21 protein-coding genes are annotated in these 25,571 nt (G+C 64.9%); 12 read left to right on the forward strand and 9 right to left on the reverse strand.

The annotated features are described in order from the left end of the window. Window positions 1-2: 2 nt before the first annotated feature. The 4 genes from FFY45_RS13715 to FFY45_RS13730 form a co-directional block, all read right to left on the reverse strand. Window positions 3-1,316, reverse strand: a complete 1,314-nt coding sequence (locus FFY45_RS13715; protein WP_255171972.1) for an ATP-binding protein — start codon at window positions 1,314-1,316, stop codon at window positions 3-5. After that, window positions 1,313-4,216, reverse strand: coding sequence for an SNF2-related protein (locus FFY45_RS13720; protein WP_176340849.1), 2,904 nt, complete (start codon window positions 4,214-4,216; stop codon window positions 1,313-1,315). Before FFY45_RS13720 ends, FFY45_RS13715 begins: the two co-directional genes overlap by 4 nt. 162 nt (window positions 4,217-4,378) lie before the next feature. Further along, window positions 4,379-6,022, reverse strand: a complete 1,644-nt coding sequence (gene groL / locus FFY45_RS13725) for a chaperonin GroEL (protein WP_040940520.1) — start codon at window positions 6,020-6,022, stop codon at window positions 4,379-4,381. Window positions 6,023-6,158: 136 nt separating this feature from the next. After that, window positions 6,159-6,446 carry a co-chaperone GroES gene (locus tag FFY45_RS13730; protein ID WP_003483210.1) on the reverse strand — a complete coding sequence of 96 codons (288 nt, stop codon included), beginning with the start codon at window positions 6,444-6,446 and terminating at the stop codon, window positions 6,159-6,161. A 272-nt stretch (window positions 6,447-6,718) separates the two neighbouring features. Between FFY45_RS13730 and FFY45_RS13735 the strand changes: the two genes are divergently transcribed. The 3 genes from FFY45_RS13735 to FFY45_RS13745 all read left to right on the forward strand — a co-directional run bounded on the left by FFY45_RS13735 (window position 6,719) and on the right by FFY45_RS13745 (window position 11,595). Next, entirely contained in the window at window positions 6,719-8,512 is a 1,794-nt protein-coding gene (locus FFY45_RS13735; protein ID WP_176340850.1) for an endonuclease, read from the forward strand. A 402-nt stretch (window positions 8,513-8,914) separates the two neighbouring features. Next, a complete protein-coding gene (cutA, locus tag FFY45_RS13740) occupies window positions 8,915-9,247 on the forward strand; it encodes a divalent cation tolerance protein CutA (protein ID WP_176340851.1) in 333 nt (110 codons plus the stop codon). A gap of 5 nt (window positions 9,248-9,252) precedes the next feature. Beyond that, window positions 9,253-11,595, forward strand: a complete 2,343-nt coding sequence (locus FFY45_RS13745) for a protein-disulfide reductase DsbD family protein (protein WP_176340852.1) — start codon at window positions 9,253-9,255, stop codon at window positions 11,593-11,595. Between the two features lie 233 nt (window positions 11,596-11,828). Here the strand turns inward: FFY45_RS13745 and FFY45_RS13750 are convergent, their stop codons facing one another. Then, window positions 11,829-12,716 (reverse strand): SDR family oxidoreductase, encoded by an 888-nt coding sequence (locus FFY45_RS13750; protein ID WP_176340853.1) that lies wholly within the window; start codon window positions 12,714-12,716, stop codon window positions 11,829-11,831. A 101-nt stretch (window positions 12,717-12,817) separates the two neighbouring features. On the opposite strand from FFY45_RS13750, the gene FFY45_RS13755 reads away from it, so the two are divergent. The 5 genes from FFY45_RS13755 (at window position 12,818) to accC (ending at window position 16,877) form a co-directional block, all read left to right on the forward strand. Next, on the forward strand, window positions 12,818-13,645 hold the full coding sequence (locus FFY45_RS13755; protein ID WP_176340854.1) for a helix-turn-helix transcriptional regulator: 828 nt from the start codon (window positions 12,818-12,820) through the stop codon (window positions 13,643-13,645). Window positions 13,646-14,037: 392 nt separating this feature from the next. Further along, window positions 14,038-14,484, forward strand: coding sequence for a type II 3-dehydroquinate dehydratase (gene aroQ / locus FFY45_RS13760; protein ID WP_176340855.1), 447 nt, complete (start codon window positions 14,038-14,040; stop codon window positions 14,482-14,484). A gap of 91 nt (window positions 14,485-14,575) precedes the next feature. Next, the gene (gene accB / locus FFY45_RS13765; RefSeq protein WP_176340856.1) at window positions 14,576-15,061 is read left to right on the forward strand and encodes an acetyl-CoA carboxylase biotin carboxyl carrier protein; all 486 of its coding nucleotides are present in this window, start codon (window positions 14,576-14,578) and stop codon (window positions 15,059-15,061) included. 76 nt (window positions 15,062-15,137) lie between these two features. Then, window positions 15,138-15,467: a four helix bundle protein gene (locus FFY45_RS13770; protein ID WP_006451538.1), complete on the forward strand. Its 330-nt coding sequence runs from the start codon at window positions 15,138-15,140 to the stop codon at window positions 15,465-15,467. A 42-nt stretch (window positions 15,468-15,509) separates the two neighbouring features. Continuing rightward, window positions 15,510-16,877: an acetyl-CoA carboxylase biotin carboxylase subunit gene (gene accC, locus FFY45_RS13775; protein WP_006451537.1), complete on the forward strand. Its 1,368-nt coding sequence runs from the start codon at window positions 15,510-15,512 to the stop codon at window positions 16,875-16,877. Between the two features lie 80 nt (window positions 16,878-16,957). On the opposite strand, the gene FFY45_RS13780 is transcribed toward accC, so the two are convergent. Then, window positions 16,958-17,326: a hypothetical protein gene (locus tag FFY45_RS13780; protein WP_006451536.1), complete on the reverse strand. Its 369-nt coding sequence runs from the start codon at window positions 17,324-17,326 to the stop codon at window positions 16,958-16,960. Then, window positions 17,323-18,249 carry a hypothetical protein gene (locus FFY45_RS13785; protein ID WP_176340857.1) on the reverse strand — a complete coding sequence of 309 codons (927 nt, stop codon included), beginning with the start codon at window positions 18,247-18,249 and terminating at the stop codon, window positions 17,323-17,325. The genes FFY45_RS13780 and FFY45_RS13785 overlap by 4 nt, the downstream gene beginning before the upstream one ends. A gap of 435 nt (window positions 18,250-18,684) precedes the next feature. On the opposite strand from FFY45_RS13785, the gene prmA reads away from it, so the two are divergent. Beyond that, window positions 18,685-19,605: a 50S ribosomal protein L11 methyltransferase gene (gene prmA / locus FFY45_RS13790; protein WP_176340858.1), complete on the forward strand. Its 921-nt coding sequence runs from the start codon at window positions 18,685-18,687 to the stop codon at window positions 19,603-19,605. Window positions 19,606-19,617: 12 nt separating this feature from the next. On the opposite strand, the gene FFY45_RS13795 is transcribed toward prmA, so the two are convergent. After that, complete coding sequence (locus tag FFY45_RS13795; protein WP_176340859.1) at window positions 19,618-20,130, reverse strand: hypothetical protein; 513 nt, start codon at window positions 20,128-20,130, stop codon at window positions 19,618-19,620. A gap of 143 nt (window positions 20,131-20,273) precedes the next feature. Between FFY45_RS13795 and FFY45_RS13800 the strand changes: the two genes are divergently transcribed. The 3 genes from FFY45_RS13800 (at window position 20,274) to fis (ending at window position 22,548) form a co-directional block, all read left to right on the forward strand. Continuing rightward, on the forward strand, window positions 20,274-20,651 hold the full coding sequence (locus tag FFY45_RS13800) for a helix-turn-helix domain-containing protein (protein WP_006451532.1): 378 nt from the start codon (window positions 20,274-20,276) through the stop codon (window positions 20,649-20,651). 343 nt (window positions 20,652-20,994) lie between these two features. After that, complete coding sequence (locus tag FFY45_RS13805) at window positions 20,995-22,158, forward strand: DUF3426 domain-containing protein (protein ID WP_176340860.1); 1,164 nt, start codon at window positions 20,995-20,997, stop codon at window positions 22,156-22,158. Window positions 22,159-22,275: 117 nt separating this feature from the next. Continuing rightward, window positions 22,276-22,548 (forward strand): DNA-binding transcriptional regulator Fis, encoded by a 273-nt coding sequence (gene fis / locus FFY45_RS13810; protein ID WP_043908547.1) that lies wholly within the window; start codon window positions 22,276-22,278, stop codon window positions 22,546-22,548. Between the two features lie 337 nt (window positions 22,549-22,885). On the opposite strand, the gene FFY45_RS13815 is transcribed toward fis, so the two are convergent. Next, the coding region (locus tag FFY45_RS13815) for a beta strand repeat-containing protein (protein ID WP_369333973.1) at window positions 22,886-25,571 on the reverse strand (2,686 nt) is incomplete at its 5' end.

The following is a 25,571-nucleotide window of genomic DNA, read 5'->3' on the forward strand; positions in this document are numbered from 1 at the left end:
GATCAGTCTTCGTTTCGAATACGTTGCGGAGGCGGGTAGTCGAGTCCATCGAGAACGCCGCGAGTCAGCGGACTCGTCTCCGGATCGGCGGCATAGAGGGTCACACGCACGGCATTTTCTCCCAGCAACTCGAAATGCGGCCTGCGCCCGGACAGGCGCTCGCTACGGTTGAGGATCTGCGGCACGCCCTCGCCACGTTTCTCCATCACGCGACTCCTGCCGACGCCTTCCATCTCGACCGGACAACGCGCCAGCAGGTTGGTCAACAGTTCATTGCGGGTGGCGGTGCGCAGGGCGATCGACTCCACCGATTGGGAGTTAGGCAACGCGCCGGGCGAGGTGATCTCCAGCCGGTCGGTGAACAGATGCACCTGCACAGGCGCTCCGCTGATCGAGTAGTCGCGATGCGCACCGGCGTTGGCGATGGCCTCGAATACAGCCTCTGGATCGAACTGGGGCACGTCGATCCGGCCCAAATTCTTGCGTGCCGCAGTGCGCATGCCTCGCAGTACGAAGGCGGCAGCCTGACGAATCTGCTGATCCAGCGGCCCCTGGATATCCTGCGCATTCAGTTGCTCCTGGGCAGTCTTCTCGGTACCGGCATAGTGCACGCACTGCACATAGGCCTGCGGCAGCCAATCGCTTGGCGTGGCCGTCGCCATCAAGACACCTGCGACGCTGGCCCACTCCTCGCCAGGCTCTCCCGGAACCAGCAGCTTCAGCTTGCGCAGGCGCAGTTCCTCAGGTTCATCGGTTGTACCGAGAAAGCGACCGTACAGCGCAGCATCAAAGTTCGCCTGCGTACAGCCCAGCACGGGCATCTCATCGAAACCCAGAGTTCCGGCGCGCTGCCGCGACTGCATGAGACGCAACAATTCGTTTGGCGGCAGTTCGTGCTTGGAACTGCCCTGACGGCGGAAATAACCACCTGGGGCGAGATGGACATAGAGCGAACGCGGTATGTCGATCACCAAAACGGCATGCTCGGTACCGGAGCGATCAGGGACCAGCCTGCGCCGCAAATAGATGGTGGGCTCGGGCTTGATGCGGTCATGCACGCAGTTCTCGACCCAGATGCTGACCGCGTCCAATCGATCCAATGGAATCCCGACCACGTCGCGGGTCTTGTCGTCCACACCCAGGATCAGGCGCCCACCGATGGCATTAGCGAATGCCGCGATTTCCTGGCTGAGGCTATCCCCGTTCGGGCCTTTGATTTTATCGTTCTCGAACACGACGCGCTTGAATTCCAGCTGCGAGTCTTCGCCCAGCCGAATCTGCTCGAGCAAATCCCCCAATTCACGTGAATTGCTCATGGTTCGGGATGCTCCAAGGTCCACTCCACATCGAACAGCACCTGTACGGTGTGCTGCGTGCGCAACGCATTTTCGACCCGCTCCAGCATCACGTCCTGGCTACGCTCGATGCGCTTTCTACCTTCAAAAAAATCCAGCATGGCATCATCACGCTGCTGCTCGATCCGCTTGATCTCGCGTTTGAGCTGGGCTTTCTGCTCCAGGGTCTCGAGCTGACGCAAGGTGCGTTTGGCATCGCGCACGTGCAGGTCGAATTCGTCGATACTCTGCTGCAGCAATAGTCTTTGATCCTCGCCCCAACGATCAAGGCGCTCGGACTCCTGCAAAAACCAACTCTCGTTACGCTTGTTTGCCTCTGCCAGCACGCGCTCAACTGCCGCTTCAAAAGCGGGAAGCGCACGATCTTCGGCGACGCGGTGCCGTGGTACAAAGCGGGCAGGAATTTCCATCAGACGCGCAGCGGTCTCGTCGGGCACGACACGCCCATCACTGCACAGCGCACTGCACACCAGCTCTTCCAGCACTTCCTCTGCGGTCTGGATGGTGACCAACGCTACACGCAGCTGCCCTCTGCTTCCCAGCCACTGGCGCACATCGGCACGCTGCGCATCCACAGCGGCGTAATCGAAATGAAGCGTGCCAGGTAGAGTCGGACGTTCTTTGGCCTGGCGGCAAAGCCTTTCCCCCAACCCCTTGTCCGGCCTCAACAGCCCGGCGTTGGCTTCTTCGGCCGGCGGCCAGCTGACGGCGTAATCGCCTTCCTCCAATTTAACCAGCTTGTCGCTGATGCGCGCTTTAGGACGTTCGGCAGCGATCAGGTGTAGAAACTGACTTTCATACTGATTGATCTTGTGCAGCATGCCTGCGCGACGTGAGCGCAAGTTGCGTACGACATCCTCGTCAAAATGCTCCAGCAGCATGCGCCGCGCACTTTCCTCGCGCCGGCCGATGCTCTCGTCCAGCTCAGCCTGCAAGGTAGCGAACTCCGACTCGATCTGCGCGGCGTCGCGACAGTTCTGATAGATGCGCAGGATCCGCTGCTCAATGTCCACACCAGATTCGATCGCACCTAATATGTCGTCGCTGGCACCAAATACACCGTCAAACAATTTGAACTTCTTTTCCAGGAGCTCAAACACCAATTGATCCGCACGATTCTTGCGATTGACGAAATTCACCACGACCACATCGCTCTTCTGACCATAGCGATGGATACGCCCGATCCGCTGCTCCACACGCTGCGGATTCCAGGGCAGATCGTAGTTGACCAACAACGAGCAAAATTGCAGGTTGATGCCCTCGCCGCCTGCTTCGGTTGTGATGAGAACATCACGATGATCGCGAAAAGCTTCGACCACTGCGGCCTTCATGTCTGCCGTCCTGGAACCTGAAACAAGCGCAGAGCCGGCGTGACGCTCCAGCCAGTCGGCATACAGCTGCCTGGAATCGACGTCGTCGTTGCTTCCATTGAGCAGGACGGTTCGTCCGGCATAGCCATGTTCTTCGAGCAGGACACGCAAGTACTCCTGTGTGCGCCGCGACTCGGTAAAGATCACTGCCTTACGTTGCCCGCCGAGCTTTTCGGCCATCGCAAGCGCTCGCCCGAGGACCAGTAATAGCGCGTCGCCCTTGCGATTGCTTTGAATCTGCTTGGCCAAGTCACGGTAACCGCGCAGACGATCGATTTCCTGCGCGCGGCAGAACAGCTCTGCCTGCAAGGCATCGCTATCCGGCGCATCGCCCTGCCTTTCCATTCCATCGGAATCCAGCTCATCACTGAGTTCGTCGACGGTCTCGAAATCTTCGATCTGCTTGGCAGTGAGCGCCTGGTTGGACTCGAGTCGACCGATGATCGTCTCGAGCGTATCGGCGATGGCGAACGTCGAGGAGGCGAGAATCTTGCGCACCACCAATGTCACCAGATGCCGGGCTGTCGGCTTGATGGCAAGGATGGACGGATCCTGCAGGTAAGCCGAAACCTTGTCGTAGAGCTCAAGCTCCTCGTCGGAAGGCGTGAAGTCCTGAGTGATGGAAAAGCGCTTGGTGAAATTAATGCCACCTTCGGCCTGAACCTGACGACGCAAGGTACGGTGGCAAATCGGCTTGAGCCGATGCCTCAGGTCGTTAAGACGAGCTTCGGAGCTCCGACCTGAGGCGTACTGCATCTGAAACGCCTTCTGACTACCAAAGAACTCGTCGCTGATGAAGGACACCAGCCCATACAACTCCATCAACGAATTCTGGAACGGCGTGGCGGTCAGCAGGACCTTTCGCCTGCCACGCAGCGCTTCGTTCAAGGCGACAGCACGCTTTGACGCACTCTTGCCCTTGTACAAGTTGCGCAGCTTGTGTGCCTCATCCAGCACGACCAGATCCCAGCTGACCGCAGCGAGCTCTTTTTGCTTGCTTGCGGCAAACTCATAGGACGTCACGATGATCGCGTCTTCGATCTGAAAAGGATTGCTTACGTCGAGCTGACGAAAAGCATTGAACGATTTGCTCTCGAGAATGACGGACGGTAGTTGAAATTTCTCTTCGAGCTCCTGTGTCCACTGCTTGCGCAGCGTTGCAGGGACGATCAACAGCAGACGGCGGCGACGTTGTGCCCAATGCTGGGCCAGCACCAGGCCGGCCTCGATGGTCTTGCCGAGTCCAACCTCGTCGGCAAGCAACACGCCCGCCTCCACAGGCGATTTGAGCGCGAATAAAGCGGCATCCACCTGATGCGGGTTCATATCGACGCGCGCAGCAGACAGGGCACGTGCAACTGCCGATTCGTCACGACTACGCAACGTCAACCAATGAGCGAAGAACTTGCCCTGGTGATGTGAGTACCGATGCGACCCAGGCTGACCACTGGGATAGACACCGCCGCTCGATGGCGCTGGCAGAGTGGACATGGAGAATGCCTTTATGAAAATACGTCGAAACTCTCGTCAGAGTATGCCGAGTGAAGCAAAACTTCGCCAACACGCGCGCGCACATCTACGCAAACGTGTTGTGACAAAAAACCCCGCCTTTCGGCGGGGTCCTTTTTTGATGCAACAACCGATGGGGCTGGATCAGAAATCCATACCGCCCATGCCGCCCATGCCGCCACCGCCGCCGGGCATTGCCGGCTCGTCCTTCTTCGGGGCATCGGCCACCATGGCTTCGGTGGTGATCATCAGGCCGGCGATCGAAGCTGCGTTCTGCAGCGCCGAACGGGTGACCTTGGTCGGGTCCAGGATGCCGAACTCGACCATGTCGCCGAACTCGCCGTTGGCCGCGTTGTAACCGTAGTTGCCGGTGCCTTCCTTGACCTTGTTCAGGATCACGGACGGCTCTTCACCGGCATTGGCCACGATTTCGCGCAGCGGGGCTTCCATGGCGCGCAGGGCGATCTGGATGCCGTGGGTCTGGTCTTCGTTGGCACCGGTCAGGTTGCCGACGGCCACCAGCGCACGCACCAGGGCCACACCGCCGCCCGGGACCACGCCTTCTTCGACGGCTGCACGGGTGGCGTGCAGGGCGTCTTCGACGCGTGCCTTCTTTTCCTTCATTTCGATTTCGGTCGATGCGCCGACCTTGATCACGGCAACGCCGCCGGCCAGCTTGGCCACGCGTTCCTGCAGCTTCTCACGGTCGTAATCGGACGAGGTGTCTTCGATCTGGGTCTTGATCTGGCCAACGCGGGCTTCGATCGTGGCCGAGTCGCCGGCGCCGTCGATGATGGTGGTGTTCTCCTTGGAGACCTGCACCTTCTTCGCACGGCCCAGGTCCTTGATGGTGGCCTTCTCCAGCGCCAGACCCACTTCCTCGGAAATCACGGTGCCGCCGGTCAGCACGGCCATGTCTTCCAGCATCGCCTTGCGACGGTCGCCGAAGCCCGGTGCCTTGACGGCCACGACCTTGACGATGCCACGGATGGTGTTGACCACCAGGGTCGCCAGCGCTTCGCCTTCGACTTCTTCAGCCACGATCAGCAGCGGCTTGCCGGCCTTGGCCACGCCTTCCAGCACGGGCAGCAGGTCGCGCACGTTGGAGATCTTCTTGTCGTGCAGCAGGATGAACGGGTCGTCCAGATCGGCCGACTGGCTCTGCTGGTTGTTAATGAAGTACGGGGAGAGGTAACCGCGATCGAACTGCATGCCCTCGACCACGTCCAGCTCGTTTTCCAGGCCCGAGCCTTCTTCAACGGTGATCACGCCTTCCTTGCCGACCTTCTGCATCGCTTCGGCAATGATGTTGCCGATCGATTCGTCCGAGTTGGCCGAGATGGTGCCGACCTGGGCAATCGCCTTGTCGTCGGTGGTGGGCTTGGAGATGTTCTTCAGCTCGATGACGGCGGCCTTGACGGCCTGGTCGATACCGCGCTTGAGGTCCATCGGGTTCATGCCGGCGGCCACAGCCTTGGCGCCTTCGCGGATCAGGGCCTGGGCCAGCACGGTGGCGGTGGTGGTGCCGTCGCCGGCGTTGTCGTTGGTCTTGGAAGCGACTTCCTTGACCATCTGCGCGCCCATGTTCTCGAACTTGTCAGCCAGTTCGATTTCCTTGGCGACGGAGACGCCGTCCTTGGTGATGGTCGGCGCGCCGAAGCTCTTTTCGAGCACGACGTTGCGGCCCTTCGGGCCCAGGGTTGCCTTGACGGCATTGGCGAGAACGTTGACGCCACGGACCATACGGGTACGTGCGTCTTCACCGAAACGAATGTCTTTAGCAGCCATTTGTTGTAACTCCGGAATTTGAGATTGGGGATTGGGGATTGGCTAGAGCGGGGTTCGGGGGAGATGCGGGATCAGCTGCGCCAAGCGCAGTGGCCAATCCCGAATCCCCACTCCCGAATCCCGCCGGCAACGGCTATCAGCCGATGACCGCCAGGATGTCGTCTTCGCGCAGCACCTTGTACTCGACGCCTTCGGACTTGTAGCTGCTGCCGGCGTACTGGCCGTAGATGACCTTGTCGCCGACCTTGACCACCGGCGCGCGCAGGCTGCCGTTGTCCAGGGGCTTGCCGGCGCCAATGGCGACGACTTCACCCTTGGTGGACTTTTCCTTGGCCGAATCCGGAATCACGATCCCGCCGGCGGAAACTTCGTCGGCTTCGATCGGCTTGACTACAACGCGGTCGTGAAGCGGCTTGATGCTCATAGAGAAAGACCCTCTTAAGTGATTGATTGGTCTGGAAATTATCGGCGATGTTAGCACTCGTATGTGACGACTGCCAGCACAGCGCGCGGAAAAAACCCGACAGAGCGGGTGCGGGCCAGAGATTGTGCTGCGCGGGCGGCTTTCAAGGGCTAGGGGCAAAAAAATTTCGACGCCCTCTCGAATACAGGGGCCGAATTGGAACCAGGTTCCACCGATTGTCATGCGCACGTTTTACAGTCGGTAACGCATTCCCCGATCACAAGGAGCTGTCGATGAGGTTGCCGTCCCGTGCTGTGTCCCTGAGCTGCGTGCTTCCCCTGGCCTGTGCGTTCGCACTGGCCGTCCCCACCGCCCACGCCGCGGTGTTCATCAACGAACTGCATTACGACGACGCAGGCGCCTCCGGCGACAGCGACGAAGCCGTGGAAGTGGTGGCGACCGCCGGCGAATCGCTGAGCGGCTACCGCATCTATCTGTACAACGGCAGCGCCCCGAGCGCGGCCACGGTCTATGCCAACACGGCGGTGCCGGCCGGCAGTCTGGTCAGCTGCGGCAGCCAGGTGCGCGTGGCTACGGTCGGCTACACCAGCAACGGCGTGCAGAACGGGCCCAACGACGGCGTGGCGCTGGTCGACCCCAGCGGCCAGCTGGTGCAGTTTCTCAGTTACGAAGGCGCCATCACCGCCAGCGGCGGGCCCGCCGCAGGCGTCACCAGCCAGAACCTGCCGGTCAGCGAGAGCAACAGCAGCGCGGTCGGCAGTTCGCTGCAACTCACCGGTACCGGCAGCAGCGCGGCCAACTTCAGCTGGGCCGGCTCCTCGGCGCAGACGTTTGGCGCGTGCAACCGCGGCCAGACCTTCAACGGCAGCGGCGGTGGCGGCGAAACCGGCGCTGCGCCTTCGATCACCAGCACCACCCCGACCCAGGGCGCCACCAACTTCCCGGCGGCCGGCGATCTGAGCGTGGGCTTCAGCGAGGCGGTGACGCTGAGCAGCGGCGCCTTCGCGCTGAGCTGCGCCAGCTCCGGCACGGTGGCGCTGAGCTACCCGACCAGCGGTACCCGCTTCAGCCTGTCCACCAACACTGCCCTGGTGGGCGGCGAGCGCTGCACCCTGGCGATCACCGCCAGCGCCATCCGCGACGCCAGCGGGCTGAGCCCGGCCGCCAACCAGTCCATCGCCTTCACCGTGGCCACGGCCAGCGGCGGCGGCACCGGCTACTACTCGCGGGTGAACACCGCCAATGCCAGCCAGCTGCGTTGCTCGCTGCACACCGTAATCAAGGGCCACACGGTCTACCCATATAGCGGCTCGGGCACCAGCACCTGGACCATCCTGGAAATGGCCGACGAGGACCCCAACAACAGCGGCCGGATCCTGGACGCCTACCGCAACCGCAGCTACGCCAAGGGCAGTGACCGCGCCGGCACCGGTAGCGGGCTGACCTACAACCGCGAGCACACCTGGCCCAACTCGCTGGGCTTCGGCAGCGCCAGCGGCGACAAGGGGTTGCCGTATGCGCCCTACACCGACACCCACATGCTGTATCTGACCGACACCGGCTTCAACGCCGACCGCGGCAACAAGCCCTACGCCACCTGCACCAGCAGCTGCGGCGAGCGGGTGACCGAGGTCAACGACGGCAGTGGCGGCGGCAGCGGGCGCTATCCGGGTAATTCCAACTGGGTGCGCACGCCCGACGGCAACGGTGGCACCTTCGAAGTGTGGGACAAGCGCAAGGGCGACATGGCACGCGCGGTGATGTACATGGCGATCCGCTACGAAGGCGGCCTTGATGCGGCCACCGGGCAATCCGAGCCGGACCTGGAGCTCACCGACGACCGCAGCAAGATCGTGCAGACCTCGGCCTCCCCAGCCTACATGGGGCTGTTGTCCACGCTGCTGGCCTGGCACCAGGCCGACCCGCCGGACGATGCCGAACGTGCGCGCAACCAGGTGGTCTTCAGCTTCCAGGGCAACCGCAATCCGTTCGTGGATCACCCCGAATGGGCGACATCGAGCCTGTTCACCTCGGCCAAGCCGGCCAACTGCCAACTGGCCAATTGATCCATCCCGGCCCGGCGCTTGAGGCGTCGGGCCGGTTTGCGGTGGCGGGCTTGCGGCGGCGATCAGCGCGCGCCGGGCCGTGCTGTCATCGTGCGACGTCAGCACCCGCAAGGCGCCGACCCATTGCTTGGGTCGTGCGTTGGGTGACACCCGCGCAGACGCGCGCCAGCTGCTTCAGCGCCAGCTCGGCCAGCGCGCGGTTGCCCTGTGCCAACACTCGCGGCACGCCCGCGGTCGCGGCAAAACACGCGCTCCCGGTGCATCGACAGCACGGCCTCCACGACGCAGGCACCGATGCGCCAGATGCATCGATTGCTGAAGGGTGGATGTGGCGAAGTCAACGCCGCGTTCCGGAACGTGCGGTCGATCCCGCGTAAGCGGAGGATTACACTGCCCAGCTACGTGAGCGCCTCTTCCCTCCATCTGTTGTTCAGTACCTGCCCGGATGCCGACAGCGCCGATCGCATTGCGCACGCGCTACTGGACGAACGCCTGGCCGCCTGCGTCACCCAGGTGCCCGGTGTGCAGTCGCTGTATCGCTGGAATGGGGCGATCACGCGTAGCCAGGAAGTGCAGTTGTTGATCAAGACCTGGGAAGACCGCCTGCCCGACGCCATTGCGCGGCTGCAGGCGCTGCATCCGTATGAACTGCCGGAGGCGGTTGCGGTCCAAGCCAGCGCCGGGCTACCGGCATATCTCGATTGGGTCCGGGCCGAAACCCGCAAGGAATCCTGACGTCCATGAAGTCTCTGTCCCGCTGGATCGCCCGCTGCGCATTGCTGGCCGTACCGTTGTTCGCAGCCCCGCTGGCGCTGGTGGCGCCATTGCCCGCGCAGGCCGCAGTCACCGAGGCCGACCTGCTGCCGGTGGATCAGGCATTCACGCTGAACGCCACGGCCGATAGCCGCGACAGCATCGCGCTGAGCTGGAAGATCGCGCCGGGCTATTACCTGTATCGCCACCGCATCAGCGTCAAATCCGGGCAAGGCTTTGCCGCCGGCGAGCTGGCGCTGCCGGAAGGGCAGAGCAAGCACGACGAGTTCTTCGGCCAGGTGCAGACCTACCGCAAACAGCTGCAGGCCAAGCTGGCCGGCAAGGCCGAGCCTTCACTGCAGACCGCCGTGTTGCAGGTGCAATACCAGGGCTGCGCCGATGCCGGCGTGTGCTACCCGCCGCAGCGTCGCGAACTGCGCGTGAGCCTGCCCGAGGCCTCGGCTGTCTCGGCCTCGTCCCCCGCCGCTGCGCCCGCCGCGCAGCGCGAAAACCTGGGCTCGCTGGTGCCGCGTGCACCGGCCGCCGCCCCGCGCCTGTTCGGCAGCCCCGGCCAGGCAGCCGGCGTGGACGCACTGCCGCTGCCGGCCGAGCAGGCCTTCACCTTCGAAGCCATCGTCGGCGACGGCAACAGCCTGTTGCTGCGCTTCACCCCGGCGCCTGGCTATTACATCTACCGCGACCGCACCTCACTGGCACTGGAAGGCGCCGGCGGCGTGCGGACCGGGCTGCCGCGCTGGCCGCAGGGCAAAGCGCACCGCGACGAGCATTTCGGCGATGTGGTGGTGTATTTCGACCAGGCCGAAGTCACCCTGCCGCTGCTGCGCGACCACGCAGATCCGGCAAAGGTGACGTTGGTGGCGACCTTCCAGGGCTGCCAGACCGACGGCATCTGCTACCCGCCGATGACCCGCCGCGTCGCGCTGGAGTTGCCGCCCGGCACGGTGTCGCCGCAAAACCAGGCGCAGACCGCACCGCTGATGATTTCGCCGCTGGCCGCCGGGCAGACGCCCAGCGAACCGGCGCCTGCCGCCACGCCTGCCACCAGTGCCGCGCCCGCTGCCGACGCCTCGGCCGGCAACCCGCAACGCACCCAGCCGCCGCATACCGAAAAAGGCCTGCTGGCGATGCTGGTGCTGGCCCTGCTCGGCGGCCTGGTATTGAACCTGATGCCGTGCGTGCTGCCGATCCTGTCGCTGAAGGTGCTGGGGCTGGCGCATAGCGGCGAGAGCCGCAGCCACGCGCGCAGCCATGCCATCTGGTATTCGCTGGGCGTGCTGGTGTCGTTCGCGGCGATCGGCGGGCTGGTGATCGGCCTGCGCGCGGCCGGGCAAGCGGCAGGCTGGGGCTTCCAGTTGCAGCAGCCGTGGTTCGTCGCCGCGCTGGCCTACCTGATGTTTGCGGTGGGCCTGAGCCTGTCGGGCGTGTTTACGCTGGGCAGCAATCTGGGCGGCATCGGCCAGTCGCTGGCATCGCGCAATGGCCCGCTGGGCGACTTCTTCACCGGCGTGCTGGCCTGCGTGGTCGCCAGCCCCTGCATCGCCCCGTTCATGGGCACCGCACTGGCCTATGCGTTCACCGCACCTGCGCTGCTGGCGATGCTGGTGTTCCTGGCGCTGGGCCTGGGCCTGGCGCTGCCGTTCCTGCTGATCGGCTTCATTCCCTCGCTGGCGCGGCGCCTGCCCACGCCCGGTGCGTGGATGGAAACGCTCAAGCAGGTGCTCGCGTTCCCGATGTATCTCACCGCGATCTGGTTGTTGTGGGTGCTGGGCAAGCAGCGCGGTGTGGATGCGCTGGCACTGATGCTGGTCGGCGCCACCTTGTTGGCGCTGGGCCTGTTCTGCTTCGAGCGCAGCCGCTGGAAGAGCCATCGCATCGGCATGGGGTTGGCTGCGGTGATGCTGGTGCTGGCCATCGTGCCGGTAGTGGCGGTCACCCGCCTCCGCTTGCCGGCCGCCACCGCCGCCGAAGGCGTGGTGACGTTCTCGCCGCAACTGCTCGACCGCCTGCGCGCCGACAACCGCGTGGTGTTCGTCAACATGACCGCCGACTGGTGCGTGACCTGCAAGGCCAACGAAAAGAATGTGCTGAGCAGTGCCGAATTCCGCGATGCGCTGCGCCGGGTCGATGCGGTCTACATGAAGGGCGACTGGACCAACGTCGACCCCAAGATCAGCGCCTTTCTCGACCAGCACCAGGCGGTCGGTGTGCCGTTGTACGTGGTCTACGGGCCCGGCACACCGCCGGCGGTGTTGCCGACCGTGCTGACCAACGCGATCACCGAGGATGCGTTGCTGCGCGCAGCGCGGTGAGCGCATCGCCACGCGCTGTGTGAGCGCGGCGTTTGGTGTGCAGTGCTTATGCGCGCTGCCGCATGACGCGGTGTGCGCGAGTCGATGAGAGGCTGCGCAAGCGCAGACACCAACGCGCGTCTGGCACCCAGACGTGCTGGATGCCCACGCATCCAGGCACGCTCGATTTTGCGAGCTCTGATCGCTGTGCGGCCGCACGCAATCTGCGGCCGCACAGCGATTGCGGTGCCGACTCAGCGGCCCGCGTAATACGCCGGTTGCGCGATATCGGCCAGCAACCCCAGACCGCTCGGCTGCCACCCCAACTGCTGCCGCGTTGCCTCGCTGGAGGCGGGCACATCCTCGCTGGCGAAGCCTGCGAACCAACCGAAATGCGACGCATCGCGCGACTCCACCGGCATGCCCAGCTTGTGCCCGATCGCCTCGGCGATCTCGCGAAATCGCACCCCGCTGTCGGCAACGGCATGGTAAGCGGCCTGACGCGTCGCACCTTCCAGCGCCAGCCGATACAGCCGGGCCGCATCGGCAACATGCACCGCCGGCCAGCGATTGGCGCCCTCGCCGATGTAGGCCGACACGCCCTTCTCGCGCGCCAGGTCGATCAGCATCGGCACAAAGCCATGGGTTTCGCCAACACCATGCACCGAGGATGGCAAGCGAATGGTGGCCGCGCGGACGCCGCGCTCGCCGAGCAGGCGTGTGGCTTCTTCCGAACGGCGCGGGTAGGACGGATCCGACGCAGGCAGATCGGCCTCGCTGGCGACCCGTCCGAACGCACGCAACGCCGACAAGGTGGAGGTCACCAGCAACGGCTTGTCGCTACCTTGTAACGCGTCGCCCAGCGTGTCGATCACCAGGCGATCCTGCGCGGCGTTCTCGGTGTAACGGGAGAAATCGTGATTGAAGGCCAGATGGATCACCCCATCGGCAGCGCGGGCGGCAGCGCGCAAGCTGTCCAGATCGTCCAGCGTTGCGTGCAGTACGTCGGCGCCTTTCGCCTTCAACGTCTGCGCTTTTTCGGGCGACCGCGACAGACCGAGCACGCGATGCCCGTGCTGCAGCAACTCATCGACCACTGCCGTGCCGACCCAGCCGGTGGCACCTGTGACGAATACATGCATGGGGATCTCTACCGATTCAGTGGAATCAGGATGCTATCCACGCCAGAGATACCCTTACAGTCGTGAGATTATCCCGGTATAGCCAATAACAGGATCGGACCATGGCCGACGCCACTCTCAGTAGCTACCTGCGCGAGCGGCGCGAACGCCTGGACCCTGCCGCGCTGGGCTATCCCGGCGGCCGGCGGCGCACGCCCGGCCTGCGCCGGGAAGAAGTCGCGCAGCGCGCCAACATCAGCGCCACCTGGTACAGCTGGCTGGAACAAGGCCGCGGCGGTGCGCCCTCGGCGGGCGTGTTGAACCGCATCGCCAAGGCCTTGCTGCTCACCGATGCCGAACGCGAGCACCTGTTCCTGCTCGGGCTGGGGCGCCTGCCCGACGTGCGCTATCACCCGCCCGCCGGCGTCACCCCGCGGCTGCAACGCGTGCTCGATGCCATGGAAACCAGCCCGGCCTTCATCCGCACGGTGAGCTGGGACGTGGTCGCCTGGAACGCGGCGGCCGCGGCGGTGCTCACCGACTACGCAACGTTGCCGCCGAGCGAACGCAATGTGTTGCGGCTGATGTTCCTGAGCCCTGCATCGCGGGTGATGAATCTGGATTGGGAAGGCGTGGCCAGATCACTGGTCACCGTGTTCCGCGCCGATGCAGCGCGCGCCGGCGCCAACGCGGCCATCGCCCCGCTGGTGGAAGAGTTGCGCAGCCGCAGCGAAGATTTCGCCCGCTTGTGGGAAGCCGGCGAAGTCAACGACCCCAGCGATGGCATCAAGCGTCTGCGACACCCGATCCTTGGCGAGATGGAGATGGAGTATTCCTCCTTCGCAGTGGAGGGCCGCACCGATCTGATCCTGCTGGTATGCAATCCGGTCCACCAGGCCGACGCCGGCAGCATCCGCGCGTTGACCAGCGGAGCTGCGGCGCGCGGCTGAGCACCGAGACAACATGCAGCCCAGTTGCGCAGACACAGTGCCGCTGATGCTTCCAACGCCTGGGTGTTTCACTGCGTCGCTCAGGCGCTGAGGTGAGCCATGCTCCGCGCACGCAACGTCGCTGATCTCCCTGCCCGCTGCTGCCAGTCCACACGGTGCGCGGCAAACTAAACGCGCCGACACAATTGAGCAAACGGCCGCACGGCACCAGTCGACGGGCAACGTTCAAGTGCCTACCGCGAAAATGCCACCACACAAGGCTCCGCGTGCGCGCTCCAGGGCACATGACTCGGAAATTTCAATCATCCGTTTAAAACAAGCCTAACTTCGCCTATCTGGACAGCATCGACCACATCGCGCAGACTTCCGACCTTTCCGCTCTCCCGGATGTCATGGCCCACCTGCTGCTGTTGCATGGCCCCAACCTCAATCTGCTCGGTACCCGCGAGCCGGAGGTCTACGGGCGCACCACACTGGCGCAGATCGATGCGGCCCTGGTAGACCGCGCGCAGGCGGCCGGCCACACACTGGCCTGCCTGCAGTCCAATGCCGAGCACGTGCTGGTGGAGCGCATCCACGCCGCGCGCGAAGACAGCACCGCCTACATCCTGATCAACCCGGCCGCCTTCACCCACACCTCGGTGGCGCTGCGCGATGCGCTGCTGGGCGTGGGCTTGCCGTTCGTGGAAATCCATCTGTCTAACCCGCATGCGCGCGAGCCGTTCCGGCACCACAGCTATCTCAGCGACAAGGCCGACGGCGTCATCAGCGGCTTCGGCGCCGACAGTTACCGGCTGGCACTGGAAGCGGTGATCGCGCGGCTGGAGCGCGACGCATGACACCCGCATTGCTGGCGCCCGCGTCGACACGCTGCCCCCATTCCGCCGGCAACCGCCGGCACTCCCCACCGATTCACCTCATGAGGCCCGTATGGATCTCCGCAAAATCAAGAAACTGATCGACCTGCTCGAAGAATCCAATCTCGCCGAAATCGAGATCAAGGAAGGCGAAGAAAGCGTGCGTCTGGCGCGCGTGCCCAAGGGCACGACCGTGGTCAGCGCGCCGGTGCAGCAGTACGCACCCGCCCCGCTCGCGCAGGCCCCGGCCGCAGCCGCCATGCCGATGCAATCGCCCACCGAAGCCTCCACCGGCGGTGCCAAGCAGGGCCCCGCCTTGCCGGAAGGCCACGTGCTGCGCGCGCCGATGGTCGGCACGTTCTACATCTCGCCGGCCCCGGACAAGCCGGCCTTCGTCACCGTGGGCCAGCAGGTCAAGGCCGGCGAAACGCTGGCGATCATCGAGGCAATGAAGATGTTCAACCCGATCGAAGCCGACGTCTCCGGCACCATCGTGGCCATCCTCAGCGAAACCGGCCAGCCAGTGGAATTCGATCAGCCGTTGTTTGTGATCGGCTGATTGACGGGAATCGGGAGTGGAGAATCGGGAATCGGCAAAGCGGCCTCATGAACGCCTGGAGGCGTGGCGCGATTCCATGGCGCTTGTGGAAATGATCTATCGGTTCACCGAGGTCTTTCCCGAGCAGGAACGCTACGGCCTGACGGCGCAATTGCGCCGTGCGGCCGTCAGCGTTCCGTCGAATATTGCCGAAGGTGCGGCGCGACGTTCTACTCCCGATTACGCGCGGTTTCTCTCAATTGCGCGCGGCTCGCTCTCCGAACTGGATACACAGGTCCAGATCGCCGTACGACTGGGTTATAGCAACACCGAAGACGAAGACATCCTCGGCCAGCAGGTCGACCAGGTCTTCGCCAAGCTAACCGCATTGATGAATGCCTTACGCAAACGTGGAGCCGCACCATGATGCCCGCTTCTACCCATTCCCCATTCTCGACTCCCTATTCCCATGCTCGATAAAATCGTCATCGCCAACCGAGGTGAAATCGCGCTGCGCATCCTGCGCGCGTGCCACACGCTCGGCATCCGCACGGTCGCGGTGCATTCCACGGTCGACCGCAACCTCAAGCACGTGGCCATGGCCGACGAGTCGGTGTGTATCGGCCCGGCGGCCTCCAGCGACAGTTACCTCAATATCCCGGCGTTGATCGCCGCGGCGGAGGTGACCGATGCGCAGGCCATCCATCCCGGCTACGGCTTCCTCTCGGAAAACGCCGACTTTGCCGAGCGCGTGGAAGAATCCGGCTTCATCTTCATCGGCCCCAGGGCCGACACCATTCGCCTGATGGGCGACAAGGTGGAAGCGATCCGCGCGATGAAGGCCGCCGGTGTGCCATGCGTGCCCGGTTCGGGCGGCCCGCTGGGCGATGACATCGTCGCCAACACCAAGGTGGCGCGCGAAATCGGCTACCCGGTGATCATCAAGGCCGCCGGCGGCGGCGGCGGGCGCGGCATGCGCGTGGTGCATTCGGAGGCCGCGTTGAAGGCCGCCATCGAAACCACCAAGTCCGAAGCCAAGGCCGCTTTCAGCAACGATCAGGTCTACATGGAGAAGTTCCTGGAAAATCCGCGTCACGTGGAAATCCAGGTGCTTGCCGATGGCCAGGGCGGTGCGATCCATCTGGGCGAACGCGATTGCTCGATGCAGCGCCGCCACCAGAAAGTGGTGGAAGAAGCGCCGGCACCGGGCATCACCGAAGAACTGCGCAACGAGATCGGCAAGGTCTGCGTGGATGCCTGCATCCGCATCGGCTATCGCGGCGCGGGCACCTTCGAATTCCTGTTCGAAGACGGGCGTTTTTACTTCATCGAAATGAACACCCGCATCCAGGTGGAGCATCCGGTCACCGAGCGCATCACCGGCATCGATCTGGTCTGCGAGCAATTGCGCATTGCCGCCGGGCAGAAGCTGACCATCAAGCAGAGCGACATCGTGTTGCGCGGGCATGCGATCGAATGCCGCATCAATGCCGAGGACCCGGAAACCTTCATGCCCAACCCAGGCCTGATCACCGCGTTCCATCCGCCCGGCGGCCCCGGTGTGCGTGTGGATACGCACATCTACGCCGGCTACAAGGTGCCGCCGAATTACGACTCGATGATCGGCAAGCTGATCGTGCACGGCCCGGATCGCGAAACCGCGATCGCGCGCATGCGCGTGGCGCTGAGCGAGATGGTGGTGGACGGCATCAAGACCAACATCCCGCTGCAGCAGCGCATCATGCGCGACAAGGGCTTCCAGGCCGGTGGGCAGAACATCCACTATCTGGAAAAGCGTCTGGCCGAGCGCAAGAACAAGTCGATCGCGCTGGTTTGATCGACGCACGCAGATAACGAAAAAGCCCGGGAAACCGGGCTTTTTCGTAGTTCACGCTGTTGACGCACAGACACCGCGCATCACTCGCGCCGCGGCGCAGCCGGCTGCTGGCTACCCGGCACCGGCACGATGCCGCTGGACGAGGACGGGTCGACCACGGTCATGGTTTCGGTGGACCCATCCGGCCACACCACCTGGAAGGTCGCCCCGGCCGGCAATGCCGAAAACGGCATCGCGCTGCTGGCGCGATACACCGCTGCCACCTGGCTGGCGCCATGCCGTCGCTGCTGTTCGTCGGCAGTGACCGTGGTCGACTTGACCGACAGCGGCTGGTAACGGTGATCGGCGGTATCGATCATCACGATGCCAACGGCCGCTGCCGAATACGCCACGAACAACGCGACCCAGAACCAGAACTTGGCGCCATGCGCCAACCGACGGTAATTCATGACTGCGCTCCCGGCTCGGACACCAGTGTATCGACCATCTCATCCACCCTGTCTGCTCCCTGCCGCGGCACCGCGGCGTCGAATACGAATGACACAAAATCCTGTGCGCTATCGCGCGAGCAGATGCCCGCGTTGGCGCAATAACTGGTGACCAAGGTGCTTTCGGCGCTGCAATCCAGGCCCAGCCGGCATGCAGCGACCTGCCAGGCCAGTTCGGCGAACTGATCGCCGGCCACATAGCCCTGCAGACTGTCGTCGCCACTGGCACGCGCACCCATGGCCGGGGCAAGCGCCAGATAGGCTTCCGGATCGCGCGAGGCCAGCACGCGCTGCACCAGCGCGCGCTTGTAGGTCGGCGATGTCTGCAAGGGCTCGCCCAGCGCAAGCAATGCCGCCTCGGCAGCAAGATTCCCGGCGCGCGCGGCGGCCTGACGTTGCTGCGCAACCAACTGCGGGCTCACGCCATCGCTGGGCGCAAAGCCTGCGCAACGCTGCGCCACGCGCTCGCGTGCCGCGTGCATCGCCACCACGCCTGGGGTGTGTTGCGCGGCAATCCAGTCGCTGTCGGCAGCGTAGCCGGCCGGGCTGGCCGCATACGGCGCGCAGTAGTCGTAGACCCGGCTCAGGCGCCAACCGGCCTGCGCATCGCCGGCACGCACCTGCTGCTGCAATTGCTGCGCGTAGCGATACAGATCCGTTTGCGCATCCACAGTATCCCGATAGGGCAACTGCAAGGCGGTGCTGCGTTCGGCAGGCGCGTGTAGCGCTGGCGCAAACAAACTTGCCTGCGTGCTGCTTGCCGGGGCCGATATCGCTGCTGCGGGCGACTCGGTCGGTTGCGCACGCACATGCCACCACGCTGCCGCTGCCAGCGCAGCAGGAGCGAGCAACAACCAAAGATGGCGGGCACGAGCAAGCGGCATGAACAGCAGCGACCCTGGCGCGGGAAAGCCCCGCAGCGACGGCGCGGAGTCTAGCACCCGCCTTTCGCACACCGCGGTGCGCAAGCGGGCGCTGCCTGCGCAAACTGCGGAAGGGCAATGCATGGAGTAGTGATGGTCTGCGCGCGAGTTTGAAGTGAGTGACGCGCTGCGGCGATTTGGTTGCTGAGACACAAGCCTGCAGCACGCCCTGCAGCGGGACACGCGCCGCCGAATGCACTAATGCGCCGAGCACCGCACCACCGGCGCTCGATGCACTGCCTCGTCGATGCCGGTGCCACGTCTCGACATCGATCTTCAACATCCACATCGTCATTGCGCACCGATTGCCCAGACCGCCCCTTCCGCAGCTTCGCGCAAGAGCCCGCCTGCACGAATGGTCTACGATGCACGCTTTCGAATTGCCCAACTGCCACGATGCCGTTTCTTGAACTGACCCTGCCCTGCTCCGATGCCACCCAGCCCCGTTACCAGAATGCGCTGGACGATATCGGCGCGCTGGCGGTGACGCTGCTCGACGCCAATGCCGATACCAGCAACGAGCGCGCCATTCTCGAACCCGGCGTTGGCGAAACGCCGATGTGGAACACGATTGTGCTGAACGCGCTGTTCGACGGCGACAGCGATGCGCTGGTGCTGCTCGCTGCACTGGAAGCGTTCGATCCCGGGCTGGACTGGAGCCAGGTCGGGTTCCGCACGGTCGAAGACACCGATTGGGAACGCGCCTGGATGGATCAGTTCAAGCCGATGCAGTTCGGCGCGCGCACCTTCATCGTGCCGTGGAATCACGATCTGCCCGAGGCCGCGCAAGCGCCCGACGCTGCGGTAGTGCGGCTGGATCCGGGCCTGGCCTTCGGCTCGGGCACGCACCAGACCACCGCGCTGTGTCTGCGCTGGCTGGACAGCCTGGCCGGCAGCGGCGAACTGCAGGGCCGCCGCGTGCTCGATTTCGGCTGCGGCTCGGGCATTCTCGCCGTCGCCGCGCTGAAGCTGGGTGCCGCCAGCGCGGTGGGTGTGGACTACGACCCGCAGGCGGTACTGGCCACCGCCGACAATGCCGAACGCAATGCCGTGGAGGCGCAGCTGGCGGTGTATCTGCCGCAGGACGAGCCGGTGCAGACTTACCCGGTGGTGGTGGCCAATATCCTGGCCTCGGCGCTGGATACCCTGGCCGAGACCCTGGCCGCACGTGTGGCACCCGGCGGGCGGATTGCACTGTCGGGCATCCTGCACGGCCAGGAAGACGAGCTGCTGCAACGCTACGCGCCGTGGTTCGAGCAACTGCGCTGCGAACGCGACGAAGACTGGATGCGCATCGACGGCATCCGTCGCGCCTGACGCATCCCGGGTTTACCGCGGGGGCCCGCCGGCGCGGATCTGCGCGGTGGTCAGCGCGTCGGCAACGCTGATCGCGCGCAACCGGGTCACCGTCTGCCAACCATCGCGCTGCAGCGCTTCGTTGCGCCAGCGCCCGGCGTGTCTGGCCACGCGCACGCGCAGCAATGCGTCGGCCAGCAACACCACCGCCCAGGCAATGGACGACACCCACGCCTGTGCACCGATCATGGCCAGGCCGCCAGCCAGGCTCACGAGTAACAGGCCCAGCGCCAGCAACCGCCATTGCCGGTAGCGCAGCGCCCACGCGCGCGGCGCCAGTCCGGCCGACCAATGCACGCCTTCGCGCACTGCCGCCCAGTCCGCACCGCGCTGCCAGATCCGGTAACACGGCGCGCCGCGAAAGTGCGCAACAGCTGGATCCAATGGCGAATGCGCAGGCCAGGGCGCCACCTCAGGTGGTGCCGACGGTGCTGAATCCCGTCGCGCTGGATCGGATTTGGGAGCGGCTGGCTCGACCATGAACACCTTCCTTGAGTTCGCTGTGATGTCGTCGTCATCGACACGTAGACAGTATCGCAAACATATGGCGATATGAAAGTTATACGAACTATCTCCCGGCGCTGCTAGAGCTATATCTCCTGGCCTTGTCTGCCATTCATCGGTGCCGTGTGAGCAAGCTGTACGAGCGAGTACGCGAAGCCCGCAGCTTCACCAAGCTGACCCAGGAAGCCCTGGCCGGCGAACTGGGGGTCACCCGCAGCGCCGTCGCACAGTGGGAAATGGCCGAAGGCACCGCGCCTTCGGTGGAGAATCTGATCGGCCTGGCCAAGCGCAGCGGCATGGCGTTCGAATACCTGGCCACCGGGCGCGGCGAGCGGACATTCGGCCCGCCGGTCTCGGCGATCGCCGAAGAACCCGCCCAATACCGTCGCCTGGACGACCAGCAGCGCGTACTGCTGTCGCGCTTCGATACGCTGGCACCGCGTCAGCGCAGTGGCTTGCTCGATCTATTGCTGGCCGAGACCAAGACGCGTCGGCGGCGGTGATTCGGGAATTGGGAATTGGGAATTGGGAATCGGGAATCGGGAATCGGGAATCGGGAATCGGGACGAGCTTGCTTGTCTGCGTTTGACCAGGCAAGCCATGCCGACAAGGACCGCTGAGTGTTGACGCTGCGATTCGAGATTCGCATTGGGAGCTCGCTCTGAGCCCGCCTGGTCTGCTGCTGCCGCGCCTTGGCGCGTGTCCGCCGCAGCCAGAGGTGTTGCGAAAATGCAGTCAACGCCACTGCCGCGGGCGCTTCATGCAAGGCACACCTGCTGAAGCACCCGGGTTCGCCCATTGACGTGCGCGTGGTTGAATAGGGGTCTTCCCGCTGCACGCCTGCCGATGTCCGAGACTCCGCCACCGCGCCGCCCCCTGGCCACGTTCCTGCGTGCGACGCCGGCTGCCCCATCGCTGATTCCCACGCCGGCCGTGCCACCTGCCGAGCCGCCCGAGCAGCCGCTGCCGGTACCGACGCGCCAGTTGCCGCCCGCGCCATTAGCAGAGCCGGCCGCCGCGCCGCAGGCCGCGGTCGTTCCACCGCCGGTGGCGCCGCTGGTGACAGCGCCGCGCGCCGACACGGCACGCGCGGCCACCACCACCCCACGCAGCGATGACCGCCAAACTGCAGCAGGCAACGCCAATCCGGATCGATTGGGGTGGAACACCTCCAGCACGCGCGACGTCCCCGGCGATACCGAGGAAGACACAACGCTCGGCGCTGATGACAACCGCGATGCGATCTCTAGTTACGCCGGCACGCATTCGACTGGCGCAGTTGTCGGCAGCATCGCGGACGCAGGCCGGGAGACCGATCTCGATGCCGATGCCGAGCAACATCTCAATTTCGATGTCGATCGCGATCCCAGACCCGACACCGCCGCCGCCCCGGCATCCGAGACCGCTCCGCAACCAGCCACCAAGGCAACCCTCAGCGACGCGGGCCAAGCCGGCACCGCCGCCGCACACTTCCAGCCACTCCCAGCCGCAGCCCAACCCGCGCCCGCCTTCGCACGCCGCGGCTTCACCCGGCCGCGTCTGCGCGCCAGCGGGCGGCAATGGGCGCTGTTGATCGGCTTGGTCGGTTTGTTAGCGCTGCAGATCGTCATCGCCGACCGCGCGCGCCTGGCCGCGGACGCACGCTGGCGGCCGCTGGTCGGCGCGGCCTGCGAGGTGCTGCGGTGCACGCTACCGGCGTGGCGCGAACCGGCCGCGCTGACCCTGCTCAACCGCGACGTGCGGCCACTGCCCGCCAACCCCGGCGTGCTGCAGATCCAGGCCAGCTTCCGCAACGATGCGCGTTGGGCGCAGGCCTGGCCGTGGCTGCAGCTGTCGCTGTCGGATGCCGACGGCCGGGTGATCGGCACGCGCGTGCTGGCACCGCAGGAGTATCTGGGCCAACGCCCGGGCGCGCAGGACACGCTCGCGCCCGGCCAGGCGGTGCAGGTGGCGTTTCGCGTGCGCGAACCGGCCGCCAGCACCGCCGCCTTCAGTTTCGATTTCCGTTGAACGGACGCGACCGGCCACCGATGGCCACACGGGCGTGGCGAGCGATGAGGTCACGCGCTAGACTCACTCCCCCTCGCCGGCCACGCATCCCGGCTTCGTGACACTGGGAAACCTCCTTTGAACGCAGCCCCCGCTCGTCCTGACACCAGTCGTGGCGCCCCGAAGTCGCCGCTGCGCGAACACGTGGCCCAGTCCGTCCGCCGTTATCTGCGCGACCTGGACGGCAGCGACGCCGATGATGTGTATGAAATCGTGCTGCGCGAGATGGAGATCCCGTTGTTCGTGGAAGTGCTCAACCACTGCGAAGGCAACCAGAGCCGCGCCGCGGCAATGCTGGGCATCCATCGGGCGACGTTGCGCAAGAAGCTGAAAGAGTACGGGCTGACCTAACGTAGGGATTAGGGATTAGGGATTAGGGAATCGTAAGCGCGGTGCTGCGTCGCTGGCTGTTCAGTGCGCTCCACTGCCGTGGTTGGCGGAGCCAAGCCGCTCTGACCGCTGATGCATGGAGCGTCGTCTGGATGTCTCGCTCTGCCGATGCGGATCTAGCGCTGACATGCGCGTTTCACTCTTGGTGACCCGCTTCAGGGACTGGCAACGCTGGGCGGGCGGCAGTCATCTGGGTCACCGCAATGCGTGTTTGAGCAGATCAGGCCAACTGCCGCTCATCGGGCAGTTGGCCGCAGCCGTTGATCAACGCCACCGATCGCCTGCGTGCGTTGCTTGCTCAGTGGGGTGCATGCGCGTCAGGCGCGTGATCGGCTGCAGACGCCGGCCCGCCGCCATGCTCGAGCACGATGGTGTCGATCGTGTCGAACGGATCGTCGAATTTTTCGACCACGTTCTTGTCGTCGTCGACCTGATAGGCGGTGTCGGCCTCGACGCCCTCCTCGCCGGTCTTGGCAATGATGTTGGTATAGCGCTTGCCATCCCAGCATCGGAAGATCAGCACCGAGTCTTCGCCACCGGTGAGGGTGGAGCCCAGGCTACCGATCAATCGGCTGTTGGCGCCCGCGGTCAGGATGCTGTTCTTGCCGGCGGTCAACTTGCTGCGGTCGCCTGCCATCAGCGTGCAATCGTCGCCCGCGGTGAGTTTGCTGCGGTCCCCGGCGGTGAGGAAGCTGTTGCTGCCGGCCAGCAACTTGCTGCGATCGCCGGCGATCTGGGTGCTGTCGGCGCCGGCGATCAGCTTGCTGCGGTCGCCTGCGGTCTGGATGCTGCCTCTGCCGGCGATCAGCGTGCTGCGCGAGCCCGCCGTCTGCGAACTCAGCTTGCCGGCGATCAACATGCTGCGATGGCCGGCAATCTGGGTACTTTCGTGTCCTGCGATCAACGAGCTTCCGTAGCTTGCGATCTGGTTGCTGCCATAGCCAGCGGTCAGATAGCTGCGCACGCCACTGGTCAAGGTGCTGCCATAACCGGCGATCAGCGAGCTGTCCTGTCCTGCGGTCTCGGTGCTGCCGTAGCCTGCCGTCAGCGTGCTGTTGTCCAGCGCCATCAGGGTGCTGCCGTAGCCGGCGGTCAGCGTGCTGTCGCCCCCGGCGGTCTGGCTGCTGCCGTAGCCGGCGATCAGCGTGCTGGAAAACCCGGCGATTTCGGTACTGCCGTAGCCGGCGGTCAGCGAGCTGTTTTCCAGCGCGGTCAGGGTGCTGCCGTAACCGGCGGTCAGGGTGCTTTCGTAACCGGCGGTCTGGGTGCTGCCATACCCCGCGATCAGGGTGCTTTCGTAACCTGCGGTGGAATTGCTGCCGTAACCGGCGGTCAGGATGCTGCCATGGCCGGCCGTTTGCGTGCTGCCGTAGCCGGTGGTGAGCCAACTGATTTCCTGCGCCGTCTGGGTGCTGCCGTAGCCAGCGGTCAAGGTACTTTCGTAGCCGGCCGTCTGCGTGCTGCCATAGCCGGCAATCAACGAACTCTGGAAGCTGGCGGTGGACGTACTGCCGTAGCCGGTGATCAGCCAGCTGCTGCTCTGCGCGGTCTGGGTACTGCCGTAACCGGCCGTCAGGAAGCTGTCGTAGCCGGCGGTCTGGGTGCTGCCATAACCCGCGATCAGCGAGCTGTCCGGGCCGGCCATGGAGGAACTGCCGTAGCCGGCGATTAGCGAACTGCTTTCCTGCGCGGTCTGCGTGCTGCCATAGCCGGTGGTGAGAATGCTCTTGTAACCGGCGGTCTGGGTACTGCCATAGCCGGCAATCAGCGTACTGTCGTGGCCGGCGGTCGATGTACTGCCGTAACCGGTGGTGAGCGTGCTGCGCTCCTGCGCGGTCTGGGTGCTGCCGTAGCCGGCGGTGAGGATGCTTTTGAAGCCCGCCGTCTGGGTGCTGCCGTAGCCGGCGATCAGCGAGCTGTCGGAGCCGGCAGTGGACGAACTGCCATAGCCGGCAGTGAGCATGCTGCCTTCTTGCGCGGTCTGGGTGCTGCCGTAGCCGGTGGTCAGGATGCTTTTGAAGCCGGCCGTCTGCGTGCTGCCATAGCCGGCGATCAGCGAACTGTCAGAACCCGCGGTTGAGGTGCTGCCGTAACCGGCGGTGAGGTCACTGCCCTTACGTGCAGTTTGCGTACTGCCATAGCCGGCAGTGAGAGAGCTGTCGCCCCCGGAGGTCTGGGTGCTGCCGTAGCCGGCGATCAGCGTGCTGTCGGCACCGGCAGTCGACGTGCTGCCATAGCCGGTGGTGAGGTCACTGCCCTTACGTGCGGTTTGCGTGCTGCCGTAGCCTGCAGTGAGCGAGCTGTCGCCCCCGGAGGTCTGGGTGCTGCCATAACCGGCGATCAGCGTGCTGTCGGCACCGGCGGTCGACGTGCTGCCATAGCCGGTGGTGAGGTCGCTGCCTTTGCGCGCCGTTTGCGTGCTGCCATAGCCTGCAGTGAGCGAACTTTCCCCGCCGGAGGTCTGGGTACTTCCGTACCCTGCAATCAAGGTGCTGTCGGCGCCAGCCGTGGAGGTGCTGCCGTAGCCGGTGGTGAGGTCGCTGCCCTTGCGCGCGGTTTGCGTGCTGCCGTAGCCCGCAGTGAGCGAGCTGTCGCCGCCCGATGTCTGGGTGCTGCCGTAACCGGCAATCAAGGTACTGTCGGCGCCGGCCGTGGAGGTACTGCCGTAGCCGGTGGTCAGGTCACTACCACTGCGCGCCGTCTGGGTGCTTCCATAACCGGCAGTCAGCGAGCTTTCGCCGCCGGAGGTCTGCGTGCTGCCATAACCGGCGATCAGGGTGCTGTCGGCACCCGCTGTGGAGGTGCTGCCGTAGCCAGTGGTGAGGTCGCTGCCCTTGCGTGCGGTTTGCGTGCTGCCATATCCGGCGGTGAGCGAACTGTCGCCACCAGCGGTTTGCGTGCTGCCGTAGCCTGCAACCAAGGTGCTGTCGGCGCCGGCCGTGGAGGTGCTGCCATAGCCGGTTGTCAGGTCGCTGCCGCTGCGT

The sequence above is a fragment of the Xanthomonas hortorum genome, from assembly GCF_011305375.1.
GTDB lineage: Bacteria > Pseudomonadota > Gammaproteobacteria > Xanthomonadales > Xanthomonadaceae > Xanthomonas > Xanthomonas hortorum_E.

Coding starts and splice junctions, on each gene's coding strand:
- FFY45_RS13715 (WP_255171972.1), bottom strand. CDS start 1,316: ATGAGCAATTCACGTGAATTGGGGGATTTGCTCGAGCAGATTCGGCTG.
- FFY45_RS13720 (WP_176340849.1), bottom strand. CDS start 4,216: ATGTCCACTCTGCCAGCGCCATCGAGCGGCGGTGTCTATCCCAGTGGT.
- groL (WP_040940520.1), bottom strand. CDS start 6,022: ATGGCTGCTAAAGACATTCGTTTCGGTGAAGACGCACGTACCCGTATG.
- FFY45_RS13730 (WP_003483210.1), bottom strand. CDS start 6,446: ATGAGCATCAAGCCGCTTCACGACCGCGTTGTAGTCAAGCCGATCGAA.
- FFY45_RS13735 (WP_176340850.1), top strand. CDS start 6,719: ATGAGGTTGCCGTCCCGTGCTGTGTCCCTGAGCTGCGTGCTTCCCCTG.
- FFY45_RS13745 (WP_176340852.1), top strand. CDS start 9,253: ATGAAGTCTCTGTCCCGCTGGATCGCCCGCTGCGCATTGCTGGCCGTA.
- FFY45_RS13750 (WP_176340853.1), bottom strand. CDS start 12,716: ATGCATGTATTCGTCACAGGTGCCACCGGCTGGGTCGGCACGGCAGTG.
- FFY45_RS13755 (WP_176340854.1), top strand. CDS start 12,818: ATGGCCGACGCCACTCTCAGTAGCTACCTGCGCGAGCGGCGCGAACGC.
- aroQ (WP_176340855.1), top strand. CDS start 14,038: ATGGCCCACCTGCTGCTGTTGCATGGCCCCAACCTCAATCTGCTCGGT.
- accB (WP_176340856.1), top strand. CDS start 14,576: ATGGATCTCCGCAAAATCAAGAAACTGATCGACCTGCTCGAAGAATCC.
- FFY45_RS13770 (WP_006451538.1), top strand. CDS start 15,138: ATGGCGCTTGTGGAAATGATCTATCGGTTCACCGAGGTCTTTCCCGAG.
- accC (WP_006451537.1), top strand. CDS start 15,510: ATGCTCGATAAAATCGTCATCGCCAACCGAGGTGAAATCGCGCTGCGC.
- FFY45_RS13780 (WP_006451536.1), bottom strand. CDS start 17,326: ATGAATTACCGTCGGTTGGCGCATGGCGCCAAGTTCTGGTTCTGGGTC.
- FFY45_RS13785 (WP_176340857.1), bottom strand. CDS start 18,249: ATGCCGCTTGCTCGTGCCCGCCATCTTTGGTTGTTGCTCGCTCCTGCT.
- prmA (WP_176340858.1), top strand. CDS start 18,685: ATGCCGTTTCTTGAACTGACCCTGCCCTGCTCCGATGCCACCCAGCCC.
- FFY45_RS13805 (WP_176340860.1), top strand. CDS start 20,995: ATGTCCGAGACTCCGCCACCGCGCCGCCCCCTGGCCACGTTCCTGCGT.